Below are 26,024 nucleotides of genomic sequence, written 5' to 3'. Positions count from 1 at the left end.
CGCGGCCCTGACTCTTTCGCGGCCCTGACATGATGCCCCGGTGACACGGGATGCGGCGGTGGTGGTGGCCGGGCTCGGACCGGTCGGTGGGGTGCTCGCCGCGTTGCTCGGGGCGCAGGGTGTGCGGACCGTGGTGGTCGAGCCGAACGTCCGGCCGTACCCGAAGCCCCGGGCCGCCGTGCTGGAGACCGAGTCCATCCGGCTGCTGTCGCTGATCCCCGGGATGGCGCCGCACACCGCCTGGTCCGTGCCGATGACCCGCAACGGGGCCGTCGGCGCCGACCGGCGACCGCTGTTCCTGATGGCGCAGCGGGCGCAGGCGTTCGGGCACCCGCAGATCGTGCGCATCGACCAGCCCGCTCTGGAGGCCGCGTTGCGCGCCGCCCTCGCCGAGCTGCCCTCGGTCGAGGTACTCGCCGGACGGTCCGTCCAGGGCGTCGAGCAGTCCGCCGATCACGTCGTCGCGGTCCTCGACGAAGGGCAACGCATCACCGCACAGTGGCTCGTGGGCTGCGACGGCACCTCCGGCACCGTACGCACCCAGGCCGGGATCGCCTTCAACGGCGACACCTTCGCGCAGCCCTGGCTGGTGGTGGACGCGGCGAGCACCGCCACGGACGACACCGGCGTGGACGGCACCGCCGACGGCAACCCGACGGTGGCGTTCGTGCTCGACCCCGCGCGCCCGGCGGTGGCCATGTCGAGCCCCGGCCGCTGGCGCTGGGAGTGGATGCTGCTGCCCGGCGAGCAGCCCGCGGCCATGGTGCGGCCGGAGACGGTCCGCGAGCTGGTCGCGCCGTGGACCGATCCGGACCGGCTGGAGGTCGAACGGGCGGCCGTCTTCACCTTCCACGCGCGGATGGCCCAGCGGTGGCGCGCCGGGCGGGTGCTGCTGGCCGGGGACGCGGCGCACGCGATGCCACCGTTCGCCGGCGCGGGGCTGGGCATGGGGATCAGGGACGCCGGGGCGCTGGCCTGGCGGTTGCGCGAGGGGGGCGATCTGGACGCGTACGAGCGGGAGCGCCGCCCGGACGTCGCCGCGACCACCGCCCTGGCGTTGCGGATCGGCCGGGTGCTGCAGACCCGCAACCGGGCCGCCGCGCTGGTGTTCCGCGGGCTGGCCCGCAGCCTCAACGCCGTGCCGGGCCTCAGACGCCGCCTCGGCGACCGCCCGCTCCCGCCGCGCCGGCTGCCCCGCGCCGTGGCCGGGCCGCTGCCTCGGGCGGGCCACGTGCTGCCCAATCCGTGGGTCCGGGTGGCCGGCGGCCCAGCGGTCCGGCTCGACGACGTGATCGGCTACCGCTGGGCCTTCCTCGGCCACGGCTGCGACCCCCGCCGGGTGCCCGAGGCGGAGCGCCCGGGCGCGGTCCACCTGGCGCTGGACCTGGCCGATCCGGCGCCCGGCTGCCTGGCGGTGGAGGATCTCGACGGCCTGCTGCGCGGCCAGGCCGGCACGGTCACCGCCGTACGTCCGGACCGTTTCCTGCTCGGTGTCCTGCGTCCCGGCTGAGCGGGTCCGCTGCCGCCGCCGTTCGCGCTGACGGATGATGAAGGGGTCGACGGAGAGGGAGGCCATGCCGACGAGCACCGTGACGGCGTCCACGAGTTGCCGCGCGAGCACCGCCGAGGAGGCTCTGCTGGCGGAGCTGCGGCGCACCGAGCCGGCGTCGTTCGGCGCGATGTTCCTCGACCGGGTTTCCCGTACGCCGGACGCCGAGGCCTACCGGCGCCCGGACAGCCAGGGCGCGTGGCGGTCGCAGAGCTGGGCCGAGACCGGTACGGCGGTCACCGAGATCGCCGCCGGCCTGCTCGGCCTCGGGTTGCGGGCGCAGGAACGCGTGGCCATCCTCGCCGGCACCCGCACCGCGTGGATCGAGGCCGACTTCGGCGTCATGTGCGCCGGCGGCGCCACGACCACGGTCTATCCCAGCAGCTCCGCCGCGGAGGTCACGCACATCCTCACCGACTCGGCGAGCCGCTTCGCGGTGGTCGAGCACGCCGGCCAGCTGGCCAAGGTCTTCGCCGCGGGCTCGCCGGTCGAGTACGCCGTCCTCATCGACGGCGCCCCGGACGACGGCGACACCCGGGTGCTGACCCTGGGCGACCTACGCGCCCGGGGCCGCGAGCTGCTGGCCGCGGAACCGGCGGTGGTACGCGAGGCGTGCGCCGCGATCCGGGCCGGCGACCTGGCGACGCTGATCTACACCTCCGGCACCACCGGGCTGCCCAAGGGCGTGCGCGTCACCCACCACAGCTGGATCTACCAGGGCCTGGCCATCCAGGCCATGGGCTTCCTGGACCCGGACGACCTGGGCTACCTCTGGCTGCCGCTCGCGCACGCCTTCGGCAAGGCCCTGCTCTCCTGCCAGCTGTCGGTGGGCTTCGCGTTCGCCGTGGACGGTGACGTGGGCCGGCTCGTCGAGCGCCTGCCGGTGGTCCGGCCGACGATCATCCCGGCAGTGCCGCGGATCTTCGAGAAGGTGTACGCCGGCGTCCTGGCCACCGTGCAGAACGGCAATCCGGCGACCGCCCGCCTGTTCACCTGGGGCATCGGCGTCGGGCTCCGCGTGTCCCGGCTGCGCCGGCAGGGCGAGCGGCCGGGCCGGGTCCTCGCCGTCCAGCACCGCATCGCCGACCGGCTGGTGCTCGCCCGTATCCGGAGCCGGTTCGGTGGCCGGCTGCGCTTCTTCATCTCCGGGGCGGCCGCGTTGTCGACGGAGATCGGCGAGTGGTTCGACGCCGTCGGTCTGCCTGTGCTGGAGGGCTACGGCCTCACCGAGACCTGCGCCACCACGTTCTTCAACCGGCCGGGCAGCCCGGAGTACGGCACCGTGGGACTCCCGCTGCCGGGGACCGCCGTCGCCCTCGCCGAGGACGGGGAGATCCTGGTCCGCGGCCCCGGCGTGATGCAGGGCTACCACGACGCGCCCGGGGCCACCGCCGAGACGCTGGCCGGCGGCTGGCTGCACACCGGCGACATCGGCGAGATCACCGCGGCCGGCTCGTTGCGGATCACCGACCGCAAGAAGGACCTGATCAAGACCTCGAACGGCAAGTACGTCGCCCCGCAGACCATCGAGGCGCGGTTCAAGGGGATCTGCCCGCTGGCGAGCCAGATCGTCGTGCACGGCGACGGCCGCAAGTACATCACCGCCCTGATCGACCTCGACCCGGACGCCGTACGCGGCTGGGCCGCCCGGCACGGGCTCGGCGGCGCCGACTACGCCCGGATCACCCGCTCGCCGCAGCTGACCGAGGCCGTGGGCGGCTACGTCGAGCAGCTCAACGCGACGCTGGCGCCGTGGGAGACGATCAAGAAATTCCTGGTCCTGGACCACCATCTGGCCGTCGAGGGCGGCGACCTCACCCCGTCGCTGAAAGTACGGCGCCGTGCGGTCGAGACCCGGTACGCCGGCCTGCTCGACTCCCTCTACCCCGCCGGCTCGCCCAACCAGTGACCAGCGTCGATGCATTGACTTCCCGGGCCGGAGGGGAAATCCTCAGGGAGCGCTCTCCGGCACCGGCGTAGGGCGCGACGGTCCGGGATGTCCCCCGGCGCCTCCGGCGCATCCCCACCGGACGCCATCCCCGTGCGGCCCCCACCGCAGCGGCGTCGAAGCGGAGGCAGAAGCGGGAAACGACCATGCGAAAGTCACGAATCGCCACCGCCCTGGCGCTGGCCCTGACCGCCACATTCGCCCTCTCCCCGGCGCGCACAGCCGACGCAGCGCAGAGCATCCGGGCCGCCGATCCCAGCGTGATCCGCGTCGGCGGCACCTACCTCTCGGTCCAGTCGCTGAACGGCGGCATCGCGGTCCGGCAGGCCTCGTCCCCGCAGGGACTCGCGGCCGCGCCGGCCCGGCAGGTGTGGTCGGACAGCCGCGGCCGGGGTGAGGTGTGGGCGCCGGAGATCGTCGTGGACGGCGGCCGCTACTACATCTACTTCTCCGCCGGGACCGGCGCCGCCCACCGCATGTACGCGATCAGCTCGGCCGCCCCGGACACCGGCTACACCGCGGAGACCCGACTCGCGTTACCGGACGACAAATGGGCGATCGACGGCGCTCTGTTCACGTTCAACGGCCAGCGCTGGTTCGTCTGGTCCGGCTGGGCCGGTGACACCAACGTCGAGCAGAACATCTACCTGGCCCGGATGAGCAGCCCGACCACCGCCACCGGCGGCCGGTACGTCATCTCCCAGCCCCGCGAACCGTGGGAGCGGGTCGTCGGCAACCCCTTCATCAATGAGAGCCCGGAGCCGATCCGCGACCCCAACGGGCAGCTGCACATCGTCTACTCCGCCAATGGCAGCTGGAGCAACCAGTACTGCCTCGCCGACCTTCGGCTGCGCGCCGGCGGCGACCCGGCCCACGTCTGGGACTGGTACAAGTCCAACGGCTGCCTCTTCGGCTCGCACCGCGCCACCATGATGGCCGGCTGGGACCCCACCGTCTCCGTCGACGGCCCCGGCCACCACAGCTTCGTGCTGCTCAACGGTGACATCGCCACCAGCCCGCCGGCCGGCCCGCGCTTCCCGCTGATGTTCCACGCCGTTCCCAAAGGCACGCCGTACTCGTGGAGCAACCGGTTCTGGTACACCGGCACCTTCGCCTGGTGGGGCAACACCGTCTACAGCAGAGCCAACGTGCCGGGCGCCACCAGCGACACCGGCTGGGGTCTCAAGTTCTTCGAATAGGAGAGCTTTGATCCGTTCCAGGGTGGTGGCGGGTGGTCGGACGGGCGTCAGACGCGCAGCAGCTTGGCGCCGAGGGTGCGGCCGTGCTCGGTCCACGGGGACGGGCGCATGGTGGCCGGGTCCAGGTGGACGTTCACCCGGCGGCCCTCGGCGTAGACCGTGGCGCCGTCGGTGGAGGTCACCCGGAAACGGTAGTCGGCGCTGGTCGTGCCCATGCTCTCCAGCCAGAAGTGCACGCTGATCTCGCCGGTGCCGCGGACCGGCCGGTGGAAGGTCACGGCGTACTCGCGGACCACGTTGAAAGCGTCCGGTGTGGTGGGCCGGCCGCCCGAGAAGGAGACGCCGCGCTCGGCCCACCAGAGCACGATGGCCCGTTCGACCAGCACCGCGTACCGGGAGTTGTGCAGCATCCCCATGGCGTCGAGGTCGTCGAAGTGCACGGGCATGGGCACGGCGCCGCCGTACGGCGGGGCCTCGGTCACAGTGGTCATGTCGGCTCCGGGAGGATCGTCGGGTCGGTGGCGAGTGCGCGCAGGTGCTCGAGCTGGGCTCGGCGGGCGCGCCGGAAGGTGACGTCGCGTCCCAGCACGGGCGCCTGCATCACGGCGCAGACGCCCAGGGACTCGGTCTCGTAGGCGACGCCCCCGGGCTCGGCGCCGGGCCGCAGCTCGCCGAGCGCGACCGCGTCGGCGGCCAGCGTGGTCAGGAAGGTCATCCAGTCGGTCAGCTCGACGGCCAGCCGGTCACGGATCACCCCGGGGCGGGCGTTGTACTCGAAGTGGGCGTTGGCGAAGAAGCACCCGCCGGGCAGCACCTCGGCCTCGTAGAAGGCCAGCCGGGTGTCGTGCACCGCCCACAACCGGCGGATCCCGCGCGGCGCGGCCAGGGCGGGCCGGATGATCCGCTCGGTCCACTGGGCCCGGGCGTGCTCGATCACCGCGAGCTGCAAAGCCTCCTTGGACCGCCAGTGCGCGAACAGGCCCGACTTGCTGACGCCGAGCGCGTCCGCGACCTGGCTCAGCGACAGGCCGTCGAGGCCGGCCACGGTGGCCAGCACCAGGGCCTGATCGAGCACGGCGGTGCGGGTGCGCTCACCGCGGATCAGCCGGCCGTCCTGGGTCATGCCGTGACCGTACAATAAGACCGACCGTTCGTAAACATAGTGCGACCCACGTCGCAGAGTGGGTGTGACGCACCCTCCCGGCGCCGCCGGACCCGGGAGACAATCGGTCATGACCAGAGACGGGATGCTGGGCGACTTCCTGCGGGCGCGGCGGGCCGAGGTGACACCGCAGCAGGTCGGCCTGCCCGCCGCGACCGGACGGCGGGTCACCGGGCTGCGCCGCGAGGAGGTGGCCGCCCTGGCCGGCATGAGCGTGGACTACTACGTCCGCCTCGAACAGGACCGGGAACGGCACCCGTCGCCGCAGATCCTCGACGCGCTCGCCCGGGTGCTGCGGTGGAGCCACGACCAGCGGATGCACGCGTACCGACTGGCCGGGCTGCTGCCGGTGGCCACGCTGCCGGCCTCGTCCGAGATTGCCGATCCGGCCCTGGTCGAACTGCTCGGCACCTGGCGGGACAGCCCGGCCGTCGTGTTCGGCCGCGCGTACGACATCCTCGCCCGCAACCCGCTCGGCGAGGCCCTGTTCGCCGACCTCGAGGAGCGTGGCAACCTGATCCACGCCGTCTTTCTCGAGCCGTCGGCCCGCTCGTTCTACGCCGACTGGGAAGCCGTGGCCCGCACCAGCGTGGGCGCCCTGCGGCTGGCCGCCGGGGCGGCACCGGCGGACGACCGGGTCGCCACGGTGGTGCGCACCCTGTCCGAGCACAGCGAGGAGTTCCGCCGCCTGTGGTCACGCCACGACGTGGTGGGCAAGACCCTCGAGACCAAGCGGATCGTCCACCGTGACGTCGGCGAACTGACCCTGGCCGTGCACACGTTCGACGTGCGGTCCGCGCCCGGGCAGCAGCTCGTCGTCTACCACGCGGCGCCGGGCAGCCCGTCGGCCGACGCGCTGGCCGTGCTCGGCTCCCTCGCTGCCACCCGGACCGGGCCGAGCTGAGGCCCGCTCAGAACGCGGCGTCGTACAGCGCCTGCAGCTCCGGGGTCGCCGCCCCGCTGTAGCCGCAGACCAGGGCCTGGCCGTCGGTGGCCGCGACGAGGTACTGCCGGCCGGGCTCGAAGACCGTCGCCCCGATCAGCGCCTCGCTGTTGCCGTCGCTCGGCGCGAGTTCGACGACGTCCGTGGGCGGGCCTGCGTCCAGCCGGGTGACCCGCACGAAAGCGGTGCCGCGGACGGGGCGCGGACGCGGCGGCGCGACGGTGGGTGAGCCGAATTCGGTGATCATGGAATCCTCCAGCAGCCGGGCGGTACGGTCCGGGGACAGCGGCGCCAGGTCCGCCGCCGGGTCAGCGTCTCCGACAGCGCGTCCTGGGCGGTGTCCGGATCCGTACGACGGGCCGGGAACCGGCGCAGCGGCTCCATCAGCAGGACCGCGAGCTCCTCGAAGCGGGCCCGGCGCGCCTGCGTGTTCACCCCGTTCACCCTGGCCCGTGTCCGGCACCGGGCCCGGTCTTTCACCGGCGCGCCGCGGACGGCAGACGTCCCGGCGTGTGGTGCTCACGCCGGGACGCCGTGCGTCAGGTGCCGCTAGATCCGGAAGCCACCCACCAGGGCCTGCAGCTTACGGCTCACCTCGTCGAGCTCGTCGGCGGCGCGACGGGACTCGTCGACCGAGGCGGTGGTGTTGCGGGCGACGTCGGCCACGTTGTTGATGTTGGCGGCGATCTGGCCGGAGGCGGACGCGGCGTCGTTGACACTGCGGTTCATCTCGTTGGTCGTCGCGGTCTGCTCCTCGACCGCCGAGGCGATCGTGGTCTGGTAGTCGCTGATCTGGGTGATCACGGCGGTGACCTCGGCGATCGCGGCGACCGCGCTGGTGGTGTCGGCCTGGATGGCCTCGACCCGGCGGGAGATGTCCTCGGTGGCCCGGGCGGTCTCCTGGGACAGCTCCTTGACCTCGCCGGCCACCACCGCGAAGCCCTTGCCGGCCTCGCCGGCCCGGGCGGCCTCGATGGTCGCGTTGAGGGCCAGCAGGTTGGTCTGCTGGGCGATGGTGGTGATCGCCTTGACCACGTCGCCGATCATGCGACTGGAGTCGCCGAGGCGGGACACGGTCTCGGTGGTGACCCGCACGGTGTCCACGGCCCGGGCCGCGACGGTGGCGGCCTCGTTGGCGTTGTGCGAGATCTCGCGGATCGAGGCGCCCATCTCCGCCGAGCCGGCCGCGACGGTCTGCACGTTGCGGGAGACCTCCTGCGCCGCGTCGGCCACGACGTTCGCCTGCAGCGAGGACTCCTCCGCACCCTTGGCGATCTGGCCGGACAGCGCGCCGATGCGGTGACTGGTCTGCGCCAGGCCCTGGGCACTGCGGCCGAACTCGGTGATGACGGTGCCGATCGCGTTCAGCGCCGTGTTGACCGAGCGGCCCATCTGGCCGACCTCGTCGGTGGAGCGCACGTCCACCCGGCGGGTCAGGTCGCCGTCGGCCACCGCGACGAGCACGTCCGCCGCCTCGGCCAGCGGCCCGGTGATGCCCCGGGTGATCCGCCAGGCGACCAGGGCCGCGATCAGGGCGGCCAGCAACAGGCCGATCGCCATGATGGTCATGAACCCGTCGGCGGTCTCGCGGGCCTGGGCCGTCTCGGCCTTGTTCATCGCCTCCTCGAGGTCGATGAAGACGTTGATGGCGGCGAGCCACTCGATGAAGGCGGGCTTGGCCTGCGTGGTGAGCACGACCAGCGCCTGCTCGTTGCTGCCGGCCTTGCGCAGGTCGACGACCTGGCTGATCAGCGGCAGCGTCTTCGCCTGAATACGGTTGATCTCGGCGAGCGCCTGCTTCTCCTCGGCGCTGACGCCGGTCCCGCCGGCGAACATGGCCTTCATCCTGACCGCGGACTCGTCGTACCTGGTGGTCAGCTCGGCGATGGTGTCGATCTCGGTCTGCAGCTCGGCCTCGGTACGGGCCAGCACCACGTCCCGGACGGCGATCGCCCGGTCGTGCACGCTGCCCCGGAAGTTGATGGCATACCGCTGCTTCACGCCGTTGAGGTCGTTGACGACGGTCAGCCGGTCGCTGATCTGGTTGACCTCGTTGACGCCGATGACCGTCAGCACCACCATGCCGACGATCACCACGAGAAAGCCGGCGCCGAGCCGGAGCCCGACCTTGAGGTTCGACATCTTCACACCTGTTCGCCCTGGAAGCCCTCCGATGGGCTCGCCCTGACTGATCGACCGGCCTGCGGCGAAAGTGAGGATTCCGCCGCCGGGGCCACGGTCGGTTCGTCGGCGTCCACAGCGGACCGAACGTCCTGCCCGGTGCGCCACCGGCTGAGCCGCTCCCCCGGCGGTCAGCGGCGCCGGGCGGTCGACTTCTCGCGGTACATCGCCGCGTCGGCCTCCCGGAGCAGGTGGTCGGGGTCGGCCGAGCCGTCGGTGGACAGCGCGACACCGATGCTCAGCCCGACCTCGACCGGGCACCCGTCGATGACGAACGGCTCCGTGATCGCGGCCGTGATGGCGTCGCGGACCCGCTCGTGACCGTCGCGGGTGGCGAAGCCGTCGAGCAGCACGACGAACTCGTCACCGCCGAGGCGGGCGACCGTGTCGGACTGGCGCACCAGCCCGGTCAGCCGGCGGGCCACCTCCACCAGCAGGATGTCGCCCGCCGCGTGACCCAGGGAGTCGTTGACGGCCTTGAACCCGTCCAGGTCGAGCAGCAGGACGGCGAAGCGGTGGCCGGGCTGCCGGGCGGCACGCAGGCCGGCCTGCTGCAGGCGGTCGGCCAGCAGCACCCTGTTCGGCAGGCCGGTGAGGTGGTCGTGCAGGGCGGCGTTGCGCAGCCGCTCCTCCTGATCGCGCAGGGACGCCACCATCGCGTCCCGGTCCAGGGCCGCGGCCAGCAGGGCACCGGCCTGGTTCATCATCTCGCGGCCCGGCGGCGTGCTGGCCTGGATCCGGCCGACCGCCGCCAGCGCACCCCAGTCACGTGACGCGCTGCGCACCGGCACGACGAACACGATGTCGCCGGCCGGCCCGTCCGCCAGCGTGAAAAGCCCGGGCGGCGGGAACGCGCTCACCGGCACCGACCGCGGACCGTCGCCGGCCCGGAACTCCCCCACCACGTCGAGCAGCGGGTCGGCGCCGCGCGGCTCACCGTCGCCGCGCCACAGGCCGAGGCACCCGCCGACCGCCGGGGTGCTCTCCATCCAGGCCAGGCCCCGCGGGTCGTTCTCGTGCGCGCCCAGCAGCTCGATGCCGAGCTCGTACTGCACGTTCAGCGTGGCCTGCAGATAGCGGACGTCCGAGAAGAGCTCCCTGGTCCGCGCCTCCGACACCGGCAACCCGCGGCTCGGGCAGCCGCAGGAGTCACGCTGCACGAAGGTGGTGGGCACCAGCCGTACGGCCGCCGGCCGCCCCGGATCCGCCGCCAGCTCGCGGGCCAGGGCGTGCACCGCCGCGCCGAGGGCGTCCAGCGGCTGACGCACTGTGGACAGGCTCGGCCGCAGGTAGGTCCCGTCGGCGATGTCGTCGAAGCCCACCACCGCCAGGTCGCCGGGCACCTCGTAGCCGGCCTGGGCCAGCCGGCGGATGAGGCCGATGGCGTTGCGGTCGGTGCCGGTCACCACGGCCGTCGCCGGCATGCCGGCCCGGATCAGGGCGTCGGCGACGGACTCGCCGCCGGTCTCGTGATTGTCGTTCAGGTCGAACAGCAGGTCGGGGCGGGGCGTGAGCTGCCGGGCCAGCAGTTCCTCGCGGTAGCCCTCGTGCCGTTCCCGCACGTCGAAATGGGCGAGGTTGCCGGCGAAGGCGATCCGTTCGTGGCCGTGCCCGGCCAGGTCCGCGACGGCCTCGCGGACCCCGCTGCGGCTGTCGGCCAGCACGGACGAGCAGTCGCTGTCCGGCACCTCGTGCCCGACCAGGACCACCGGCCGGCCGGCCAGCCGGGCGGACCGGGCGTAGGCGGCGTCCACCGCGCCGGGCAGCACGATCAGGCCCGCCAGGTGCTGCCAGGCCACCGGCCGGCGGAAGTCCGGCAGGCCGCTGCGGTCCGCGCTGTACGATCCCGGGTCCAGCGTCTGGACCGCCATGACCCGGTCACCGGCAGCCACCGCCGCGCCGTTGACGCCGGCGATGATCGCCCCGTAGTAGTCGCCCCCGACGAAGGGCGACAGGATCCCGAAGGTACGGCTCACCACGGCAACGGCACGCCCTGTGCTGTCTGCATGCCGCCATCGTCTCCCGATCGGGCCCCGCAGGAGGGGACATCCGACGATTCTCACCCGGCATACTGTCCCCACGGGAATCGAAAGGCGTCTCTAGACGAGGACAGCGCCGCGACGTATGGTGCAGAGCGCTATGGGAGCGCTCCCACGTTCCTCATCCCCGATCAGCAGGAGGTTCCGATGCGCCAGGCCGTGCAGGCGTTCTTTCTCACCGGCGTACTGCTCTCGGCGGCCGCCTGCGGCACCGCGACCAATCCCGCACCCGGCGAGGCCGGGGTGGGGATCGGCACGGCCTCGGCGCCGCCCCCGGCCCAGCGCAGCGCGGAGGCCTCGACCCGGTCCGCGTGCGAGGCGCTCGGCCAGGTCTACAGCCGGCACATGGCGCCGTTCGCCCAGGCCCTGACCGAGCTGGCCGACGCGCGCAAGAGCGCCGGCGACGACAAGAAGAACGAGCAGGAGGTCAAGCAGGCGCTGACCGCCTTCGCGACAGCCATCGGCAGCGCGACCGCGGAGAGCACCGATCCGGAGCTGCGCACCGCCGGCAAGCAGACCGCCGACAAGCTGAAGGCCAAGGCCGCCGACGCCAAGAGCTTCAGCGCGGTGAAGAGCACAGAGGACGTCAACACGACGCTCGGCTCCACACTCAAGGGCTGGCTCTCGCCGCTCGACCAGAAGTGCTCCTGACCGCGGCCGGGCGCCGTCGAGGCGCCCGGCCCGGTACTGGTCAGCTCGCGGAGCGGGTCACGGCCGGCACGTCGTTGGCGCCGGTCCGACGATCCGAGGAAGCCGGAGCTCGTCGCCCGCCCCGGGGTTCAGCGCGTTCCGGCGCCCGGTGGCGGGCCGAGGGGGGTGCGCGAGATCGCCGATGCGGCCGAGGTCAACGTCGCCCTGATCAACCGCTACTTCACGTCCGAGGACAGGACCTGATCGCCGGGCTGCTGGTGGAGCGCTGACCGCAGCCGTCAAGGAGGCAAGCCGGCTCAGCGCTGGACGCGGGCGCCTCCGCCGGCGGCCAGGGCCAGGACCTCCGCCTTGGCGGCCATCGACGTGTCGCCCGGGGTCGTCATGGCCAGGGCGCCGTGCGCGGCACCGTACTCGACCGCCTCCTCCAGCGACGCGCCGTCCAGGATGCCGTAGATCAGGCCGGCCGCGAAGGAGTCGCCGCCGCCGACCCGGTCCAGGATCTCGAGGTCGGGGCGGTGCGTCGAGGCGATCACGCCGGTCGGGCCGGACCAGGCCAGGGCACCCCAGTCGTTGCGGGTCGCCGTGCGGACGCCGCGCAGGGTCGTCGCGATGATCCGCAGGCGGGGGTACTCGGCCGCCACCTTGCTGATCATCTGGGCGAACGACGCTGTGTGCAGGTCCTGCAGGTCGTCGTCGACGCCTTCGACCTGGAATCCGAGGCAGGCGGTGAAGTCCTCCTCGTTGCCGATCATCACGTCGACGTGCGGGGCGATGCCGGCGTTGACCTCGCGGGCCCGGGCGGTGCCGCCGACCGCCTTCCACAGGCTGGGGCGGTAGTTGAGGTCGTAGGAGACCACGGTGCCGTGGCGGCGGGCGGCGTGCACCGCGGCCAGGGTCGTCTCGGCGGCGGTGTCGGACAGGGCGGCGAAGATGCCGCCGGTGTGCAGCCAGCGGACGCCCACCTCGCCGAACAGGTGATCCCAGTCGACGTCCTGCGCCCGCAGCTGCGAGGCGGCCGTGTGCCCGCGGTCCGAGACGCCGACGGCCCCGCGTACGCCGAAGCCCCGCTCGGTGAAGTTGAGCCCGTTGCGCACGGCCCGGCCGACCCCGTCGTACGGGATCCACCGCACGAAGCTGGTGTCGACCCCGCCGGTCAGCATGCAGTCCTCGACGAGCCGGCCCACCTCGTTGTCGGCGAGCGCGGTGACGATCGCGGTGCGCAGCCCGAAGACGCGGCGCAGCCCCCGGGCGACGTTGTACTCACCGCCGCCCTCCGAGGCGCGGAACGAACGGGCCGTGCGCACGCGGCCCTCGCCCGGGTCGAGGCGCAGCATCACCTCGCCGAGGCTGACGGCGTCGAAACGGCAGGACCCGGCGGGCCTGAGCGGGAGAACCGGCATGGTGGACCTCTCTCAACGTCCGCGGGTGGCGGCGACGGCCTGGCTGGTCAGCTCGCGCACCCGGGCGAAGTCACCGGCGCGGATCGCGGCCCGTGGCACCATCCAGGAGCCACCGACGGCCAGCACGGCGGGCAGCGCGAGGTAGTCGGCGACGTTGCCGGCGTCGATGCCGCCGGTGGGCACGAACCGCATCCCGGCGAAGGGCGCGGCCAGTGCGGACACAGCCGCCGGACCGCCCGAGGTGGCGGCCGGGAAGAACTTGACGGCCTCCAGGCCGAGCTCGACGGCCGCCTGGACCTCGGTCGCGGTCACCGCGCCGGGCAGCACCGGTACGCCGATCGCCTGGCAACGCTCGACCACGGCCCTGGACAGCCCGGGCGAGACGACGTACCGGGCGCCGGCCTCGACGGCCAGGTCCACCTGCTGCGGGGTCAGCACCGTGCCCGCGCCGACCAGCAGGCCGCCGTACCCGGCCAGCTCCCGGATGCCCGCGAGCGCCTCGGGGGTCCGCAACGTGACCTCGGCGACGGGCAGCCCCCCGTCGACCAGCGCCTGGCCCAGCGGCAGGGCGGCGGCCGGGTCGTCGAGCACCACCACCGGTACGAGCGCGTGGTCGGCCAGCTGTTGCCAGGTCTCGTGCACGGTCATCACTCCTAGTCGGACACGGGGGCAGACGTCAGCAGTCCGGTCAGCACCCGCGCGGGGTCACCGGCGAGCAGCGCGCGCAGCGGTACGGCGGTCCCGGCGGCCAGCCGCGTCACCTGCGGCTGGTCCAGGGAACCGCGCCAGCCCAGCGCCGGGAACAGCTCGGCCAGCCAGGGCTCTGGATCGCCGGCCGGGAAGCTGTCCCGGATCCGCGCCGGCACCGCCTGATCATCGTCGCGGACCGGCAGGTCACCCAGCGCCCCGGCGTAGCCGGCCAGCAGGCACGCCAGCGCGAAGAGGGTGAGCGGCGCCTCGCGCCCGGCGCGCCAGGCGTCGAGGACCACGGGCAGGTTGCGGGTACGCCACTTGGCGATCGCGTTGAGCGCAATGTCGGCCAGCTCGTGCCGGAGCACGGGATTGCCGAAGCGGTCCAGGATCGCGGCGGCGAAACGGCTCAGCTCGGCGCGGTCACCGGGCAGGGTCGGCAGCACCTCGTCCTCGACCAGCTGCCGGACGTACGCCCCGGCGAGCGGGTGCGCGACGGCCTCCCGCACGGTCCGGCAGCCCAGCAGCGGGCCCACCGCGGCCATCGCGGTGTGCGCGCCGTTGAGCACGCGGACCTTCTTCTCCCGGTACGGCCGGATGTCGGGGAGGAACTCGACGGGCTGGCCGGCCCGGTCCAGCGGGAACTCGTCGCGGATGGCGGGGTCGCCGGCGATCGCCCAGTGCCCGTAGGACTCGCCGCGGACGATGAGCCGGTCGTCGTACCCCAGGCTCTGCCGCAGCTCCGCGGCCTCGTCCTCGGGCAGTCCCGGCACGATCCGGTCGACGATCGTGTCGTAGAACCGGCAGTGCTCGGCGACCCAGTGCAAGAAGCCGGGATCGGTGCTCGCGCGAGCGGCGTGCCGGAGCACCATCGCCCGCAGGGTGGTGCCGTTGTCCTCGTTGAGCTCGCAGGGCAGGAACGACAGCCCCCGGGCCGGGTCGCCGCCGAAGTGCCGCCAGCGCTCGTGCAGCAGCGCGGTCATCTTCGCCGGGAACGAGACCGGCGGCGACGCGGTGAGGTCGTCGCCGTCGACGAACACGATGCCCGCCTCGGTGGTGTTGGAGACGACGAACCGCAGCTCCTCGCCGCGGGCCAGCGCGCGGCAGCGGTCCCAGTCGGCGTACGCGTGGACGACCTCGCGGACCGCGGTGACCAGGGTCGTCTCGGTGGTGCCCGCGCCCTCGAGGACGACGTGGAACAGGCCGTCCTGCTCGGCCAGGCGCGGGGTCACGTGCTCGGGCCGGGGCGTCACCTTCAGGACCGCGATCCCGTGCCGGAGCACGCCGGCCTCGTTCGCCCGGTGCACCATCAGGTCGACGAACGCGCGGATGAAGTTGCCGGCCCCGATCTGCAGGATCCGGACGGGGAGCTCCGCGCGGGTCACGCCGGCGCTGCTCAGGGGGCGCAGATCTGGCCTCGCCTGGGTCACGTGGCTCCTCTCCGGGGGACCGGCACCGACGTCGCCGCCCGTGGACGACCCATCGACTGCGTGCGATGATACAGAGTGAAAACGTTCCCGCAACTTTCCATTCGCGGCGAGGATGCACCTCATGGCTGACCCGGAACCCGCCCCGCTCACCGAGCACGCCCTGCTGCTGGGGCCCGACGACGACGTCGCGGTGGCGTTGCGTGACCTCTCGCCCGGCCTGGTGCTGCGGCACGGCGACCTGCTGCTGACCGTCGCGGCGGAGGTGCCGCAGGGTCACAAGGTCGCGCTGCGCGAGCTGCCGCCGGGCACCCGGGTGCACAAGTACGGTCAGACGATCGGCCGCACCACCGGCGGGGTACGCCCCGGCGACCACGTGCACGCCCACAACCTGGCCATGGACTCCGTCGACCACACGTACGAGTTCGGCACGGCCCGCGTGGCGATCCCCCCGGCCACCGAGCGGCTCACGTTCGACGGTTACGTCCGCGCGGACGGCTCGGTCGGCACCCGCAACTACGTCGGCATCCTCACCTCGGTGAACTGCGCCGCGTCGACGGCCCGGATGATCGCCGACCAGTTCCGCGGCCTGGCGATGGACGCGTTCCCGGGGGTGGACGGCGTCGTCGCGCTGACCCACGACTCCGGCTGCGGCCTGGTGCCCGTCAGCGACGGCGGCCGGCTGCTGCAGCGCACCCTGCGCGGGTACGCCGCCCATCCCAACATCGGCGCGATCCTGGTGCTGGGCCTGGGCTGCGAGATGATCGCCGTGGACAGCGTGACCGGCGGTGCGTTCCCGGCCGACACGCTGGTCGAGCAGCTGGTCATCCAGGAGCAGGGCGGTATCCGGGCCACGGTCCGGGCCGGGGTCACCGCGGTGCGGGGCCTGCTGGAGCAGGTTGCGCAACGGCGGCGGCAGACCGTACCGGCGTCGGCGCTGGTGCTCGGGCTCAACTGCGGTGGCTCGGACGGGTATTCGGGGATCACCGCGAACCCGGCTCTGGGCCGTACCTCCGATCTGCTGGTCGCGCAGGGAGCGACCACCGTCCTGGCCGAGACCCCCGAGGTCTTCGGCGCGGAGCACCTGCTGACCCGGCGGGCGGTCAGCCGGGAGGTCGGGCAGCGGCTGCTGGACCGGATCGCCTGGTGGCACGGGTACGTGCAGGCCGGCGGGGGCACGCTGGACAACAACCCGTCGCCGGGCAACAAGGCCGGCGGGCTCACCACGATCCTGGAGAAGTCGCTGGGCGCGGTCGCGAAGGGCGGCACCGCCGAGCTCGCGGCGGTCTACGAGTACGCCGAGCGGGTGACCGCGTCCGGCTTCACCTTCATGGACACTCCCGGCTACGACCCGGTGTCGGTCACCGGCCTGGTCGCCGGGGGCGCGAACGTCGTCTGCTTCACCACCGGCCGGGGCTCGGTGCTGGGCACCAAGCCGGTGCCGTGCATCAAGATCGCGACCAACACCACCATGTTCGAGCGCATGCGCGACGACATGGATCTCAACGCGGGCGGCATCGCCGACGGCACCGCGACCATCGAGGGCCTCGGTGACGAGATCCTGCGGACCGTGCTCGACGTGGCGTCCGGCCGTCCCACCGTCAGCGAGGAGCTGGACCTCGGCCGCGACGAGTTCGTGCCGTGGCAGCTCGGCGCGGTGACCTGACGCGATCGTCAGGCCGGGGCCACCCCGGAGGAGTCCCGCACGGCCAGGCTGGTGGCCAGGGTGATCTCCGGCTCGCGCGCGGAACCGGCCGGCCGGCCCGATCCGTCGGCGCCACCGATCCGGCGCAGCAGCAGCTCCAGGGCGGCCACCCCGGCCCGGCCCTTGGGGACCGTCACCGTGGTCAGCGGCGGGTGGCTCATCATGGCCATGCTGATGTCGTCGTAGCCGACCACGCTCATCCGCTGCGGCACCGCGACCCCGCGGGCGGCGAGGCGGTGCAACAGGCCCATGGCGACCAGGTCGTTGTAGGCCAGGACGGCGGTGGCCGGACCGGCGAGCACCAGGTCACCGGCGAGCACCCCGCCCTGGAACGTGGGCGCCACCGAACCGACCCGCAGGATCTCGGTGTCGTCGCCGGCGGTGATCCCGGCCAGCGCCGACAGCCGCTGCTGGCCGGCCCACGAGTCCTCCGGCCCGGCGACGAAGGCGATGCACCGGTGCCCGAGGGCGCGGAGATGGCCGATGGCCTGCCGGGTGCCGTCGGCGATGTCGGCCACCACGGACAGCATCCCGGGCACCCGGCGGTGCACCAGCACCGTCGTCTCCGGGTCGGCCACCTCCAGCAGCTCGGCGTCGCCGGCCCGCGGCGAGCAGAGCAGCACCCCGTCGGTGTTGCGGCCCAGGGTCGCGATCGCCTCCAGCTCGGCCGCGACGTCCTCGTCGGTGTCGCTGATGAACACGCCGCAGTTGACCGACCGGGCCCGGGCCGTCACACCCTTGGCGACGTCGGCGAAGAACGGGTTGCGAAGGTCCGGCACGATCAGGCCGAGGTTGCCGGTGCGGCCGGTGATGAGCCCCTGGGCCGCCCGGTTGGGCCGGTAGCCGAGGCGTTCGGCCGCCTGCAGCACCGCCTCGCGGGTCGCCGGGCTGACCCGGCCGCCGGTGAGGGCCCGCGAGACCGTGGAGACCGAGACACCGGCCGCGCTCGCGACGTCATGCACGGTGGTGCGCACGCGTGCCTCTCCCTCGCTGCCGGCCGTTGCTGGCGCCAGCATAGCGAGAGGCCGGTCCGCGACCGCGGTTACGGCGGCGGCATGTACATGGCCTGCACGGCCAGCGGTGCGCTCGGCACCGACTCGGTGCCGGCGGCGTCCACGGCGACCACCGTGTAGGTGTGCCGGGTGCCCGCGCCGACCGTCAGGGACAGCTGAGTGCCGGTGGCCGCGCCGGCGAGCGTCGCGCCTTCGTAGATCCGGTAGCCGGTGACGGGCTCACCGCCGGGGGACGCGGTCCAGCTGAGCGTGAGCGCGGTGGTGTCCACGCCCAGGGGTGCGTTGCCGGTCAGGGTCAGGTCGCCGGGCCGGGCGGGACGGCCGGTCGGACCGGCCGGCGTGGTCACCGCGACGGCGGTGCTGCGCGGGGTCTCGCCGCAGCCGTCCGGCAGGGTGGCGGTCACCCGCAGGTTGTGCCGCGAGGCGGACGCCAGCCCGGTCACCATGGCCTCCGGCCCGGCCGGTACGGCAACCGGGCGGTCGCCGTCGTAGACGGTGTAGGACGTCGCCGCGGACCGGAAGACCCAGCGCAGCCGCACCGAGGACGGGGACACCGCGGTGGCGGTGAGCCCGGTCGGCCGGGGTGGGTCGGCCTGGCACGGCTCGGTGTTCGCCGGCACCGGCCGGGTGTGAGCGGACTCGTCACCGGCGGCGTTCACGGCCGCGACGGTGAAGGTGTGCCACGAGGCGTGGTAGAGCCGGCCGACCGTCACGGCCGTGCCGCTGGTCCGGGCCACGAGCGTGTCGCCGTCGTACACCGCGTACCGGGCCGGGGCGGGCCCCTCGGGTGCCGTCCAGGAGAGCCGGATCGTCGTGTCCGTCCGGCCGGCGACGGTCAGCGCGGAGGGCGCGGCCGGGCGTTCCGTGCCGCCGGCGGTGGTCGTCAGCGAGCCCCAGCCCATCGGCACGGTCCGCTGCAGGCAGCCGTTGTAGCGGTAGAGCCCCACGCTGTAGGTCGTCTCCGGGGCCAGCCCGCCGATCCGGACGCTGGTCCGCGTGGTCCGGCCCAGGCTGACCCCGCCGACCCGCAGCTCCAGGTCCTGCCACAGCGGATGCCGCGGCCACGACAGCGAGGCGGTTGAGGCGGTGATCGCGGTGGCCGTCATGGTCAGCGGCTCGGGGCTCAGGCACTCCGGGTTCATGCCGTACGCCCACGCGTGCCCGCTGACCGCGGCGGTCGGGGCCGACTCGTGGCCCTGACCGTCGACGGCGGTGACCGTGTACGTGTGGGTGGAGTTGAAGGCCACCGCCATCGTCGCGGAGGTGGTGGTGGACCGGGCGACCACCTGGCCGCCCTCGTACACCTGGAACCAACGGGCCCGGGGGCCGGTGCGCGGCTGCTCCCAGGACAGGCTCATCGAGGTCGTCGCGGTGCCCAGCGCCAGCCGTTGCGGCGTGGCGGGCGCTGGGCTGTCCGCCCGCGCGGGTGCCCCCGGCGTCAGGACGGCGATCATGAGCGGGAGCACGAGCCAGCGGCGCATGGGAACCTCTCCGGCGCGGGACAGACCATCCGTGGCCGTCGATGCGTTCAGCAAAGGGCCTGTCCCGCGCGGTGTCAAGGACCGCTCACCGTTCAGGACTTCGGGGCCATCACCATGACTCCGAGGCACATCTCGTCGCTCGTGCCCTCACCCCACACCACGTACCGCGAGGGCAGCGACTCGAGCTGCGGCAACTGCTTGCGCAGCGTCGCGTCGTGGGTGCAGGTGACGCGCAGGGTGTCGCCGCGGTCGACGGCGACGGGCTCGGGCAGCGGGACCAGGGCCTGGTTGTCGAAGTCGTAGCGCGGCACGTCGATGACGGTGCGGGCCTTGGGCGTACCGGGATTGAGCTCGACCTTGATCGCCCGCCCGAGCAGGTGCATGTGCCCGGCGGCCAGGTAGATCGTGCCGGGCTCGCGGACCGGATGGTCGCAGTGCTGGGTGTTGCCGGCGACCGGCGCGGCGCCGCCGTTGCACATCTGGTTGAGGCCCTGGACGGTCCCGGCCGAATCGGCCCCGAAGCGCTTCGCGACGTCCGCGACGGCGGCGTCGCGATCGCAGAGCGGGCCGGTGGCGCCCGGCTCGCAGGGCAGCTCGATCGGCGCGGTCACCAGGGCGGTCTGCAGGCCCTGCAGGCGCGCCGTACCGTCGGCGATCCGCATCTGGATGCCGGACCGGTCGGAGGCGGCGTCGCCGGTGACGCCGAGCAGGTTGTAGTGCACCTGCATGACGAGCTTGCTGCCCGGCGGCATCTCGAAGCCGAAGCCGGCCGGCATGAGCGTCTCGCCGGCGCCGGGGGCCCAGTGCGCGACCCAGGCGGTCTCCCCCTGCACGCCGGCGTCGCCGAAGCAGGTCCAGCCCTCGCCGGGCGCCTTGGCGTCCACGTCCGCGGCGGCGCGCGCCTGCTCCGGGCTGAGCCGGTAGAAGATCGCGTGGTGCACGATGGCGGCGTTCTGCGGCAGGAAGCGGCTGCCGGTCAGGAACGCGGGCTCGGTCAGCTTCGGGTCGACGACGAAGCACCGGTATTCGTCCGTGCCGCCGTTGGGCGCTGCCGGCGTGTAGGGCCGCGGCAGGGCCAGGTCGACGAACCGCTCCCCCTCGCGCAGCGCTGCGGGTGGCGCCGCAGCCGCAGCACTGTGTGAGCCGTGCGGGCCGGCGCTCGCCGGGGCGGGCTCGGCCGCGCCTCCGGTGTCGGAGCCACACGCCGCGGCGAGCAGCAGTGTGGCGAGCGCGGCGCCGATTCCGATCGTGGATCGCCTGGCGTGCATGGCTTCCTCCCCGTGGCCGAATGCGCAGTCCGTCCAGCATGCCCGCAATAGAGCGCCGAGTCCTATCCGGGATGACCCGGATAATCGCCCTCTTCCGGGGACGGCTCCGGCACATATAGCGTCGTCGATGTGAATCCCCTCGCCGTGCTGCTCGTGCTGACCACAGGCGCCGTCCTCGCCCCGGCGACCGCCGCGCAGGCGGCGCCGGCCGCACCCGTCGCCAGTTTCGCGCGACTCGGCCACTGGCCGGCGGGTTACGTCGGCAGCATCACGATCCGCAACGACTCCGCGGCCGCCGTCGAGGGCTGGCGGGTCGAGTTCGACCTCGCCGGCACCAGCGTCACCAGCTCCTACAGCGGGGTGTTCACCCGCACCGGGGACCACTACGTGGTCACCAACGAGACCTGGAACGCCCGGCTGGCGCCGGGATCGTCGACGACCTTCGGCTGGGTGGCGAGCGGGCAGGGCACGCCGGTGAACTGCACCCTGAACGGTGCCGACTGCGCCGGGGCCCCGGCCGATCACACGGCACCCGGCCGTCCCGGACCCCTCGCCTTCGACGTCAGCAGCGGCCTGACCATCACCTGGGCGCCGTCGGCCGACGACCGGGGCCCGGTCGAGTACGAGGTGCACGAGAGCGGGCAGCCGCGAGCCACGGTCATTGAGCCGCGGTACGTCTACTCGACCGGCGGAACGCTGCCGCCGCGGATCTACATCTTCTCCGTGCGCGCCGTGGACGCGGCCGGCAACGTCTCGCCGTGGGCGTTCCGGTCCGTCGGGCAGATCTGGCGCGGCGACGAGATCCCCGCCGCACCCACCGCCCCACGGGTCGACACTCCCACCGCCGGGCTGCTCCGCCTGTCCTGGACGGCACCGGAGGCGCAGTCACCGTTCGTCACGGCGCCGGTCGCCGGCTACGAGGTCCTGCTCGACGGCACCCCGGTGGGACAGGTCGGCGGCACGTCGATGACCATCCCGGCACCCGCGCCCGGCCCGCACACTTTCCGGGTCCGCACCCTGAACGCGGTCGACAACTTCTCGGCCGTGGTGGAGCTGGCCCACCCCGGTTAGCTCACGCGGCGCCGGCCACCTCCTCCGGCGCGCGCATCCGCCACGCGTCGGTCACCAGCTCACTCAGCCGGTCCACCGTCACCTCCGGCAGACGCAGCATCACCAGGGGCAGGCCCTCGTAGCCGGGCGTGGTGAAGAACAGCTCCGGCTCGCCCAGCAGCAGCGCCTGCTTCTCGGCCTCGTCGCCGACGTACAGCACCGCGATGTCGGTGCGGATCACCCGTGGCCGGCCCGGCCGGCGCTCGGGATAGGACCAGACGAAGCCTTTGCCCGCCACCCGGAAGTCGAAGCCGTCGCTGTCGATCTCCTCGGTCTGCGGCAGGGCCAGCGCCAGGCGCCGGACATCCTCAGCATCAGCCATGGGCAGAGGCTACGCGCCGGCGGGCGGACCGCGGTGCCCCGGCGGCGGGCCGGAAGTTTCGGAAGTCCGCCGGAACAAGCGGCCCGTGCGCGACTTCTCCCGCTCCTGCTCGATTGACACACCTCGATGCGTCAATCAACACTGGAGCGGTCCACCATGGGAGCGCCTCCAGGCTTGCGCGACCGGAAGTTTCGGCTTCCGGTGCTCCCCCATCCCCCTCGGAAGGAGGGCCCCTGTGACCACCAGCCCGGGCCGCTCTGACATCCGCTCGACCCTCGTCGCGTTGCTGACAGCGGCGGTGACAGTCGCCGCGGCGGCGACACTGGTTACGACAACCCCCGCCGCGGAGGCCGCCGTCCTGGCCGCCGCGGTGGAGGACGAGGGCGCTGGCTGCGCCGTACCGGCCCTGCCGGAGGCCGGCGCGCTGCCGACCATCGCCAGACTCCCCGACCCCTTCACCAAACTGAACGGCCAGCGGATCACCAGCACCGCCGAGTGGCAGTGCCGCCGGGCGGAGATCAAGAAGCTGGCGGAGAAGTTCGTGTACGGCGAGAAGCCCGCCAAACCGGCCAGTGTCACCGGCACCGTCTCCAGCACCGGCATCACCGTGAACGTGAGCCACAACGGCAGGAGCTCCAGCTTCTCGGCCAAGGTGGAACTGCCCGGCGGCTCCGGCCCGTTCCCGGCCGTCGTCGTGCTGGGCGGGTTCGGTGCCGACACGGCCGCCATCAAGGCCGCCGGTGCGGCTGTCATCAACTACGACCCGTACGTGGTCGGCCGCGAAGGCACCCCGCGCACCAACAAGCAGGGCGCGTTCTACAGCATCTACGGCGCGTCCAGCAGCACCGGCCTGCTCGTGGCCTGGGCCTGGGGGGTCAGCCGGATCATCGACGTGATCGAGCAGTCCAACGGCGGCATCCTGCGCGCCGACGCCACCGGTGTCACCGGGTGCTCCCGCTTCGGCAAGGGGGCCATCGTCACCGGCGCCTTCGACCAGCGCATCGCGCTGACCATGCCGATCGAGTCGGGCAGTGCCGGCGCACCGATCTTCCGTGGCATCCCGGGTGAGGGCGCGCAGAGCCTGAGCAGTGCGTACGGCGAGCAGCCGTGGCTGGGCGACGCGTTCGGCTCCTTCACCAGCAGCCCGACCCGACTGCCGGTGGACACCCACGAGCTGGTGGCGATGGTCGCGCCGCGGGGCCTGTTCATCATGGACAACCCGCACATCGCGAACCTGGGCCCGAGGTCCGCGAGCGTGGCGGCCCTGGGCGGCGCGGAGGTCTACAAGGCGCTGGGCGCGGGTGCGAACATCACGTACTGGTCGGACGTGCAGGACGGCAGCCACTGCGCGAACCGGGCGGAGTGGCGTACCCCGCTGCAGCAGCACATCCAGAAGTTCCTGCTGGGTACCGGCAGCGCACCGGGCGCGATGCGGATCTCGAGCCGCGCCGCGGGCAACCTGGCGGAGTGGCGGGACTGGTCGACCCCGACCCTGACCTCCACGCCGCCGACCACCGGCTCACCGACCCCGAGCGCCCCGTCGCCCAGCGCGCCGTCGCCCAGCGCGCCGTCGTCCGGGTCCCCGTCGCCCAGCAACCCGGTGCCGGGTGCCGGCTGCACGGCGACGGTGTCGGTCAACGCCTGGACCGGCGGATTCGTGGCCACCGTCAAGGTGACGGCGGGAGCCGCGGGCACCACCGGCTGGAACGTGGGCCTGACGGTGCCGGCGGGGGCCACGGTGACCAACAGCTGGAACGCGAACCGGACCGGGACCAGCGGAGCCGTCCAGTTCTCGAACGTGACCCACAACGGCCGGATCGCCGCGGGTCAGGCCACGGAGTTCGGCTTCCAGGCCAGTGGCTCGGCGGGCGCGATGACGCCGACCTGCAGCGCGAGCTGAATGCGGATCTCCGGGGTGCGGCGGCGAACCAGCTGCCGTGCCCCGGCGGCCCGCTTGCGGCTTCGAGGTCGGAGCGGACGACGGGATTCGAACCCGCGACCCTCACCTTGGCAAGGTGATGCGCTACCAGCTGCGCTACGTCCGCTTGTCGCTCCGGCACGGTGCCCGGCGACGGAGGAAACACTAGCAAATCCCCCACCGGCCGGGCATCCGGGGACGGTGGGCGCAGCCCGGCCCGGCCGCCGGAGCCGGGTTGCTATCGTGCGCCGGCATGTGGGCAACGGAGATCGTGAATGGACGACCGGCCTGGCGGCACACCGGCTCGGGCGTTCTCTTCCGCGAGGTGCCGGCCGGGACGTTCCGGATGGGCCTGTCGGATGACGAGCTGGACGCGGTACGCGCCATCGCCGAGCGCGGTGAGTTCGAGGACGACCCCGACCCGTTCCTCGAGGAGACCGCGCAGTGGCAACCGGTCCGCGAGGTGCGGGTCGAGCCGTTCCTGATCGCCCGGCACCCGCTCACGGTCGAGCAGGTACGCCACTGGCTGCCCGACTACGAGGACGACTACGCCAAGAGCGACTCCACCGCGGCCCGCCTCGAGGACGATCTCGACGAGCTGCTCGCGGCCCTGCCGTTCCGGCTGCCCAGTGAGGCCGAATGGGAGTACGCGGCCCGCGCCGGCACCACCACCCTGACCTTCCACGGCGACGCCCGCCCCGGCGCGGACCAGCTGCTCGACGACTTCGGCGACGAGCAGCGGACCGCCGCCGCGGAGAACGGGTTCGGTCTGGCCGGGTTCGGCTCGGCCACCGAGCTCTGCGCCGACGTGTGGCTCCCCGGCTACGCGCAGGCTCCGGCGGACGCCCGCCCGCGCACCGGCGACGGGCCGCGGGCCGTACGCGGTGGCGCCGCCGACATGTACCCGTGGCAGGGCTGCGACGAGTGGCTGTCGCTGCTGAGCGCGAGCCGCTACGAGCACGACGGCTTCGCCTCGATCCGGCCGGTGGGCGGCCTGCCGGCCCGGTGAGGCGTACCGGTCAGGGGCGGTGCAGGCCGAGCCGGCGCAGCACCCCGGCCACCCGGGCGCTCTCCTCGGCCATGAAGGCGCCGAAGGCGTCGCCGCTCAGATGGGCCGCCGTCCAGCCGAAGCGGCTGCGCGCCGCGGCCCAGGGCGCCGAGGCGTCCAGTGCCGCCACGGTCGCCCGCAGCTCTGCCGCAGCGGCGGGGGCCAGGCCCGGTGGGGCGACGATGCCGCGCCAGTTGTTGAAGACGACGTCGAGGCCGGCGGACCGTACCGTCGGTGCCGGCACCTGGTCGACGGTCTGCTCGCTGGTCACCGCCAGGGCCCGCAGCTGACCCGAGGTGATCTGGTCGGCGTACTCGCTCAGGCCGGACATGGCGAAGGCGACCTCGCGGCCGAGGACGGCGGCGAGCAGGTCGCCGCCGCCGTCGTTGCGCCGGTACGCGACCCGGGCCGGCGCCAGACCGGCGGCCTCGGCCAGCAGCATGGTGGCCAGGTGATCGGGGCCGCCGACCGAGGAGCCGCCGCCGGCGGGCACCCCGGCCGGATCGGCGCGCCACGCCTCGATCAGCTCGTCGAGCGAGCCGTACGGCGAGTCCCGGCGCACCACCACGATCGACGGCTCCTGCACCAGCCGCGCGATCGGCGTGGTGCCGGCCAGCGTCACCTCGGCGTCCGCGGCGATCTCGGCCCCGATCAGCCCCAGCCCCATGAGCATGACCAGCAGGTCGTTGCCCTTCTCGTAGGCCAGCCGGCGCAACCCGACCACTCCCCCGGCACCGGGCAGGTTGAACACCTCGACGCCGCGGGCGATGCCGGCGTCGCCGAGCGCAGTGGCCAGGACCCGGGCGGTGATGTCGTAGCCGCTGCCCGGCGGGTTCGGCACCATGATCCGCAGGTCGTGCTCCGGGTCACCCGGCGCGGCGCACCCCGCCAGGGCGGCCGCCAGCGCGCCGCCGAGCAGGGAGCGTCTTCGCATGCCGACAGTCTGGCGCAGCGCGGCCGATCGGCGCAG

At 73.4% G+C, this 26,024-nt stretch carries 23 protein-coding genes and 1 tRNA gene; 9 read left to right on the top strand and 15 right to left on the bottom strand.

What is annotated here, in order from left to right; genetic code table 11:
• The first annotated feature begins 40 nt into the window (after positions 1 to 40).
• The 3 genes from Aau02nite_RS03260 to Aau02nite_RS03250 all read left to right on the top strand — a co-directional run bounded on the left by Aau02nite_RS03260 (position 41) and on the right by Aau02nite_RS03250 (position 4,696).
• Positions 41 to 1,510, top strand: coding sequence for an FAD-dependent monooxygenase (locus tag Aau02nite_RS03260; RefSeq protein WP_212986793.1), 1,470 nt, complete (start codon positions 41 to 43; stop codon positions 1,508 to 1,510).
• A 64-nt stretch (positions 1,511 to 1,574) separates the two neighbouring features.
• Complete coding sequence (locus Aau02nite_RS03255) at positions 1,575 to 3,458, top strand: AMP-dependent synthetase/ligase (protein ID WP_281420950.1); 1,884 nt, start codon at positions 1,575 to 1,577, stop codon at positions 3,456 to 3,458.
• 185 nt (positions 3,459 to 3,643) lie between these two features.
• Positions 3,644 to 4,696, top strand: coding sequence for a glycoside hydrolase family 43 protein (locus Aau02nite_RS03250; RefSeq protein WP_212986792.1), 1,053 nt, complete (start codon positions 3,644 to 3,646; stop codon positions 4,694 to 4,696).
• Between the two features lie 47 nt (positions 4,697 to 4,743).
• Here the strand turns inward: Aau02nite_RS03250 and Aau02nite_RS03245 are convergent, their stop codons facing one another.
• Together Aau02nite_RS03245 and Aau02nite_RS03240 are read right to left on the bottom strand one after the other, a co-directional pair.
• On the bottom strand, positions 4,744 to 5,187 hold the full coding sequence (locus Aau02nite_RS03245) for an acyl-CoA thioesterase (RefSeq protein WP_212986791.1): 444 nt from the start codon (positions 5,185 to 5,187) through the stop codon (positions 4,744 to 4,746).
• Positions 5,184 to 5,819, bottom strand: a complete 636-nt coding sequence (locus Aau02nite_RS03240) for a TetR/AcrR family transcriptional regulator (RefSeq protein WP_212986790.1) — start codon at positions 5,817 to 5,819, stop codon at positions 5,184 to 5,186. The genes Aau02nite_RS03245 and Aau02nite_RS03240 overlap by 4 nt, the downstream gene beginning before the upstream one ends.
• A 109-nt stretch (positions 5,820 to 5,928) precedes the next feature.
• Between Aau02nite_RS03240 and Aau02nite_RS03235 the strand changes: the two genes are divergently transcribed.
• On the top strand, positions 5,929 to 6,762 hold the full coding sequence (locus Aau02nite_RS03235) for a helix-turn-helix transcriptional regulator (protein WP_246594854.1): 834 nt from the start codon (positions 5,929 to 5,931) through the stop codon (positions 6,760 to 6,762).
• A 7-nt stretch (positions 6,763 to 6,769) separates the two neighbouring features.
• Here the strand turns inward: Aau02nite_RS03235 and Aau02nite_RS03230 are convergent, their stop codons facing one another.
• The 4 genes from Aau02nite_RS03230 to Aau02nite_RS03215 form a co-directional block, all read right to left on the bottom strand.
• Entirely contained in the window at positions 6,770 to 7,048 is a 279-nt protein-coding gene (locus tag Aau02nite_RS03230) for a hypothetical protein (protein WP_212986789.1), read from the bottom strand.
• Entirely contained in the window at positions 7,045 to 7,236 is a 192-nt protein-coding gene (locus Aau02nite_RS03225; protein WP_212986788.1) for a hypothetical protein, read from the bottom strand. Before Aau02nite_RS03225 ends, Aau02nite_RS03230 begins: the two co-directional genes overlap by 4 nt.
• A 114-nt stretch (positions 7,237 to 7,350) precedes the next feature.
• The gene (locus Aau02nite_RS03220) at positions 7,351 to 8,943 is read right to left on the bottom strand and encodes a methyl-accepting chemotaxis protein (protein WP_212986787.1); all 1,593 of its coding nucleotides are present in this window, start codon (positions 8,941 to 8,943) and stop codon (positions 7,351 to 7,353) included.
• Between the two features lie 170 nt (positions 8,944 to 9,113).
• On the bottom strand, positions 9,114 to 10,958 hold the full coding sequence (locus Aau02nite_RS03215; protein ID WP_212986786.1) for a substrate-binding and GGDEF domain-containing protein: 1,845 nt from the start codon (positions 10,956 to 10,958) through the stop codon (positions 9,114 to 9,116).
• Between the two features lie 210 nt (positions 10,959 to 11,168).
• Between Aau02nite_RS03215 and Aau02nite_RS03210 the strand changes: the two genes are divergently transcribed.
• Positions 11,169 to 11,672: a hypothetical protein gene (locus tag Aau02nite_RS03210; protein WP_212986785.1), complete on the top strand. Its 504-nt coding sequence runs from the start codon at positions 11,169 to 11,171 to the stop codon at positions 11,670 to 11,672.
• A 296-nt stretch (positions 11,673 to 11,968) separates the two neighbouring features.
• Here the strand turns inward: Aau02nite_RS03210 and Aau02nite_RS03205 are convergent, their stop codons facing one another.
• From Aau02nite_RS03205 to Aau02nite_RS03195, 3 genes are read right to left on the bottom strand one after another with little or no spacing between them, the layout of a single operon-like run.
• The gene (locus Aau02nite_RS03205) at positions 11,969 to 13,072 is read right to left on the bottom strand and encodes a sugar kinase (protein WP_212986784.1); all 1,104 of its coding nucleotides are present in this window, start codon (positions 13,070 to 13,072) and stop codon (positions 11,969 to 11,971) included.
• A gap of 12 nt (positions 13,073 to 13,084) precedes the next feature.
• Complete coding sequence (locus Aau02nite_RS03200) at positions 13,085 to 13,720, bottom strand: bifunctional 4-hydroxy-2-oxoglutarate aldolase/2-dehydro-3-deoxy-phosphogluconate aldolase (RefSeq protein WP_212986783.1); 636 nt, start codon at positions 13,718 to 13,720, stop codon at positions 13,085 to 13,087.
• A 5-nt stretch (positions 13,721 to 13,725) separates the two neighbouring features.
• Positions 13,726 to 15,192: a tagaturonate reductase gene (locus tag Aau02nite_RS03195; protein ID WP_212986782.1), complete on the bottom strand. Its 1,467-nt coding sequence runs from the start codon at positions 15,190 to 15,192 to the stop codon at positions 13,726 to 13,728.
• A gap of 121 nt (positions 15,193 to 15,313) precedes the next feature.
• Between Aau02nite_RS03195 and Aau02nite_RS03190 the strand changes: the two genes are divergently transcribed.
• Positions 15,314 to 16,855: a UxaA family hydrolase gene (locus Aau02nite_RS03190; protein ID WP_212986781.1), complete on the top strand. Its 1,542-nt coding sequence runs from the start codon at positions 15,314 to 15,316 to the stop codon at positions 16,853 to 16,855.
• A gap of 8 nt (positions 16,856 to 16,863) precedes the next feature.
• Here the strand turns inward: Aau02nite_RS03190 and Aau02nite_RS03185 are convergent, their stop codons facing one another.
• The 3 genes from Aau02nite_RS03185 to Aau02nite_RS03175 all read right to left on the bottom strand — a co-directional run bounded on the left by Aau02nite_RS03185 (position 16,864) and on the right by Aau02nite_RS03175 (position 20,656).
• Positions 16,864 to 17,868, bottom strand: coding sequence for a LacI family DNA-binding transcriptional regulator (locus Aau02nite_RS03185; protein WP_212986780.1), 1,005 nt, complete (start codon positions 17,866 to 17,868; stop codon positions 16,864 to 16,866).
• A gap of 68 nt (positions 17,869 to 17,936) precedes the next feature.
• Positions 17,937 to 19,388, bottom strand: coding sequence for a fibronectin type III domain-containing protein (locus Aau02nite_RS03180; protein WP_212986779.1), 1,452 nt, complete (start codon positions 19,386 to 19,388; stop codon positions 17,937 to 17,939).
• 92 nt (positions 19,389 to 19,480) lie between these two features.
• Entirely contained in the window at positions 19,481 to 20,656 is a 1,176-nt protein-coding gene (locus Aau02nite_RS03175; protein WP_212986778.1) for a monooxygenase, read from the bottom strand.
• A gap of 129 nt (positions 20,657 to 20,785) precedes the next feature.
• Here Aau02nite_RS03175 and Aau02nite_RS03170 point away from each other — a divergent pair, with 129 nt between their 5' ends.
• On the top strand, positions 20,786 to 21,727 hold the full coding sequence (locus Aau02nite_RS03170; protein WP_212986777.1) for a cellulose binding domain-containing protein: 942 nt from the start codon (positions 20,786 to 20,788) through the stop codon (positions 21,725 to 21,727).
• A 1-nt stretch (position 21,728) separates the two neighbouring features.
• Here Aau02nite_RS03170 and Aau02nite_RS03165 read toward each other — a convergent pair whose 3' ends face one another.
• Positions 21,729 to 22,088: an MmcQ/YjbR family DNA-binding protein gene (locus Aau02nite_RS03165; RefSeq protein WP_212986776.1), complete on the bottom strand. Its 360-nt coding sequence runs from the start codon at positions 22,086 to 22,088 to the stop codon at positions 21,729 to 21,731.
• Between the two features lie 235 nt (positions 22,089 to 22,323).
• On the opposite strand from Aau02nite_RS03165, the gene Aau02nite_RS03160 reads away from it, so the two are divergent.
• A complete protein-coding gene (locus Aau02nite_RS03160; protein WP_212986775.1) occupies positions 22,324 to 23,988 on the top strand; it encodes a glucuronyl esterase domain-containing protein in 1,665 nt (554 codons plus the stop codon).
• Positions 23,989 to 24,060: 72 nt separating this feature from the next.
• On the opposite strand, the gene Aau02nite_RS03155 is transcribed toward Aau02nite_RS03160, so the two are convergent.
• Positions 24,061 to 24,133: transfer RNA gene (locus Aau02nite_RS03155), tRNA-Gly, on the bottom strand.
• A 126-nt stretch (positions 24,134 to 24,259) separates the two neighbouring features.
• Between Aau02nite_RS03155 and Aau02nite_RS03150 the strand changes: the two genes are divergently transcribed.
• On the top strand, positions 24,260 to 25,015 hold the full coding sequence (locus Aau02nite_RS03150) for a formylglycine-generating enzyme family protein (protein WP_212986774.1): 756 nt from the start codon (positions 24,260 to 24,262) through the stop codon (positions 25,013 to 25,015).
• A gap of 10 nt (positions 25,016 to 25,025) precedes the next feature.
• On the opposite strand, the gene Aau02nite_RS03145 is transcribed toward Aau02nite_RS03150, so the two are convergent.
• A complete protein-coding gene (locus Aau02nite_RS03145; RefSeq protein ID WP_246594852.1) occupies positions 25,026 to 25,988 on the bottom strand; it encodes a Bug family tripartite tricarboxylate transporter substrate binding protein in 963 nt (320 codons plus the stop codon).
• Between the last annotated feature and the right edge of the window lie 36 nt (positions 25,989 to 26,024).

The sequence above is a fragment of the Actinoplanes auranticolor genome (assembly GCF_018332655.1).
GTDB classification, from domain to species: Bacteria; Actinomycetota; Actinomycetes; order Mycobacteriales; family Micromonosporaceae; genus Actinoplanes; species Actinoplanes auranticolor.
Note: the sequence above shows the minus strand (reverse complement) of the source record. Positions and strands in the feature narration are given on the sequence as shown.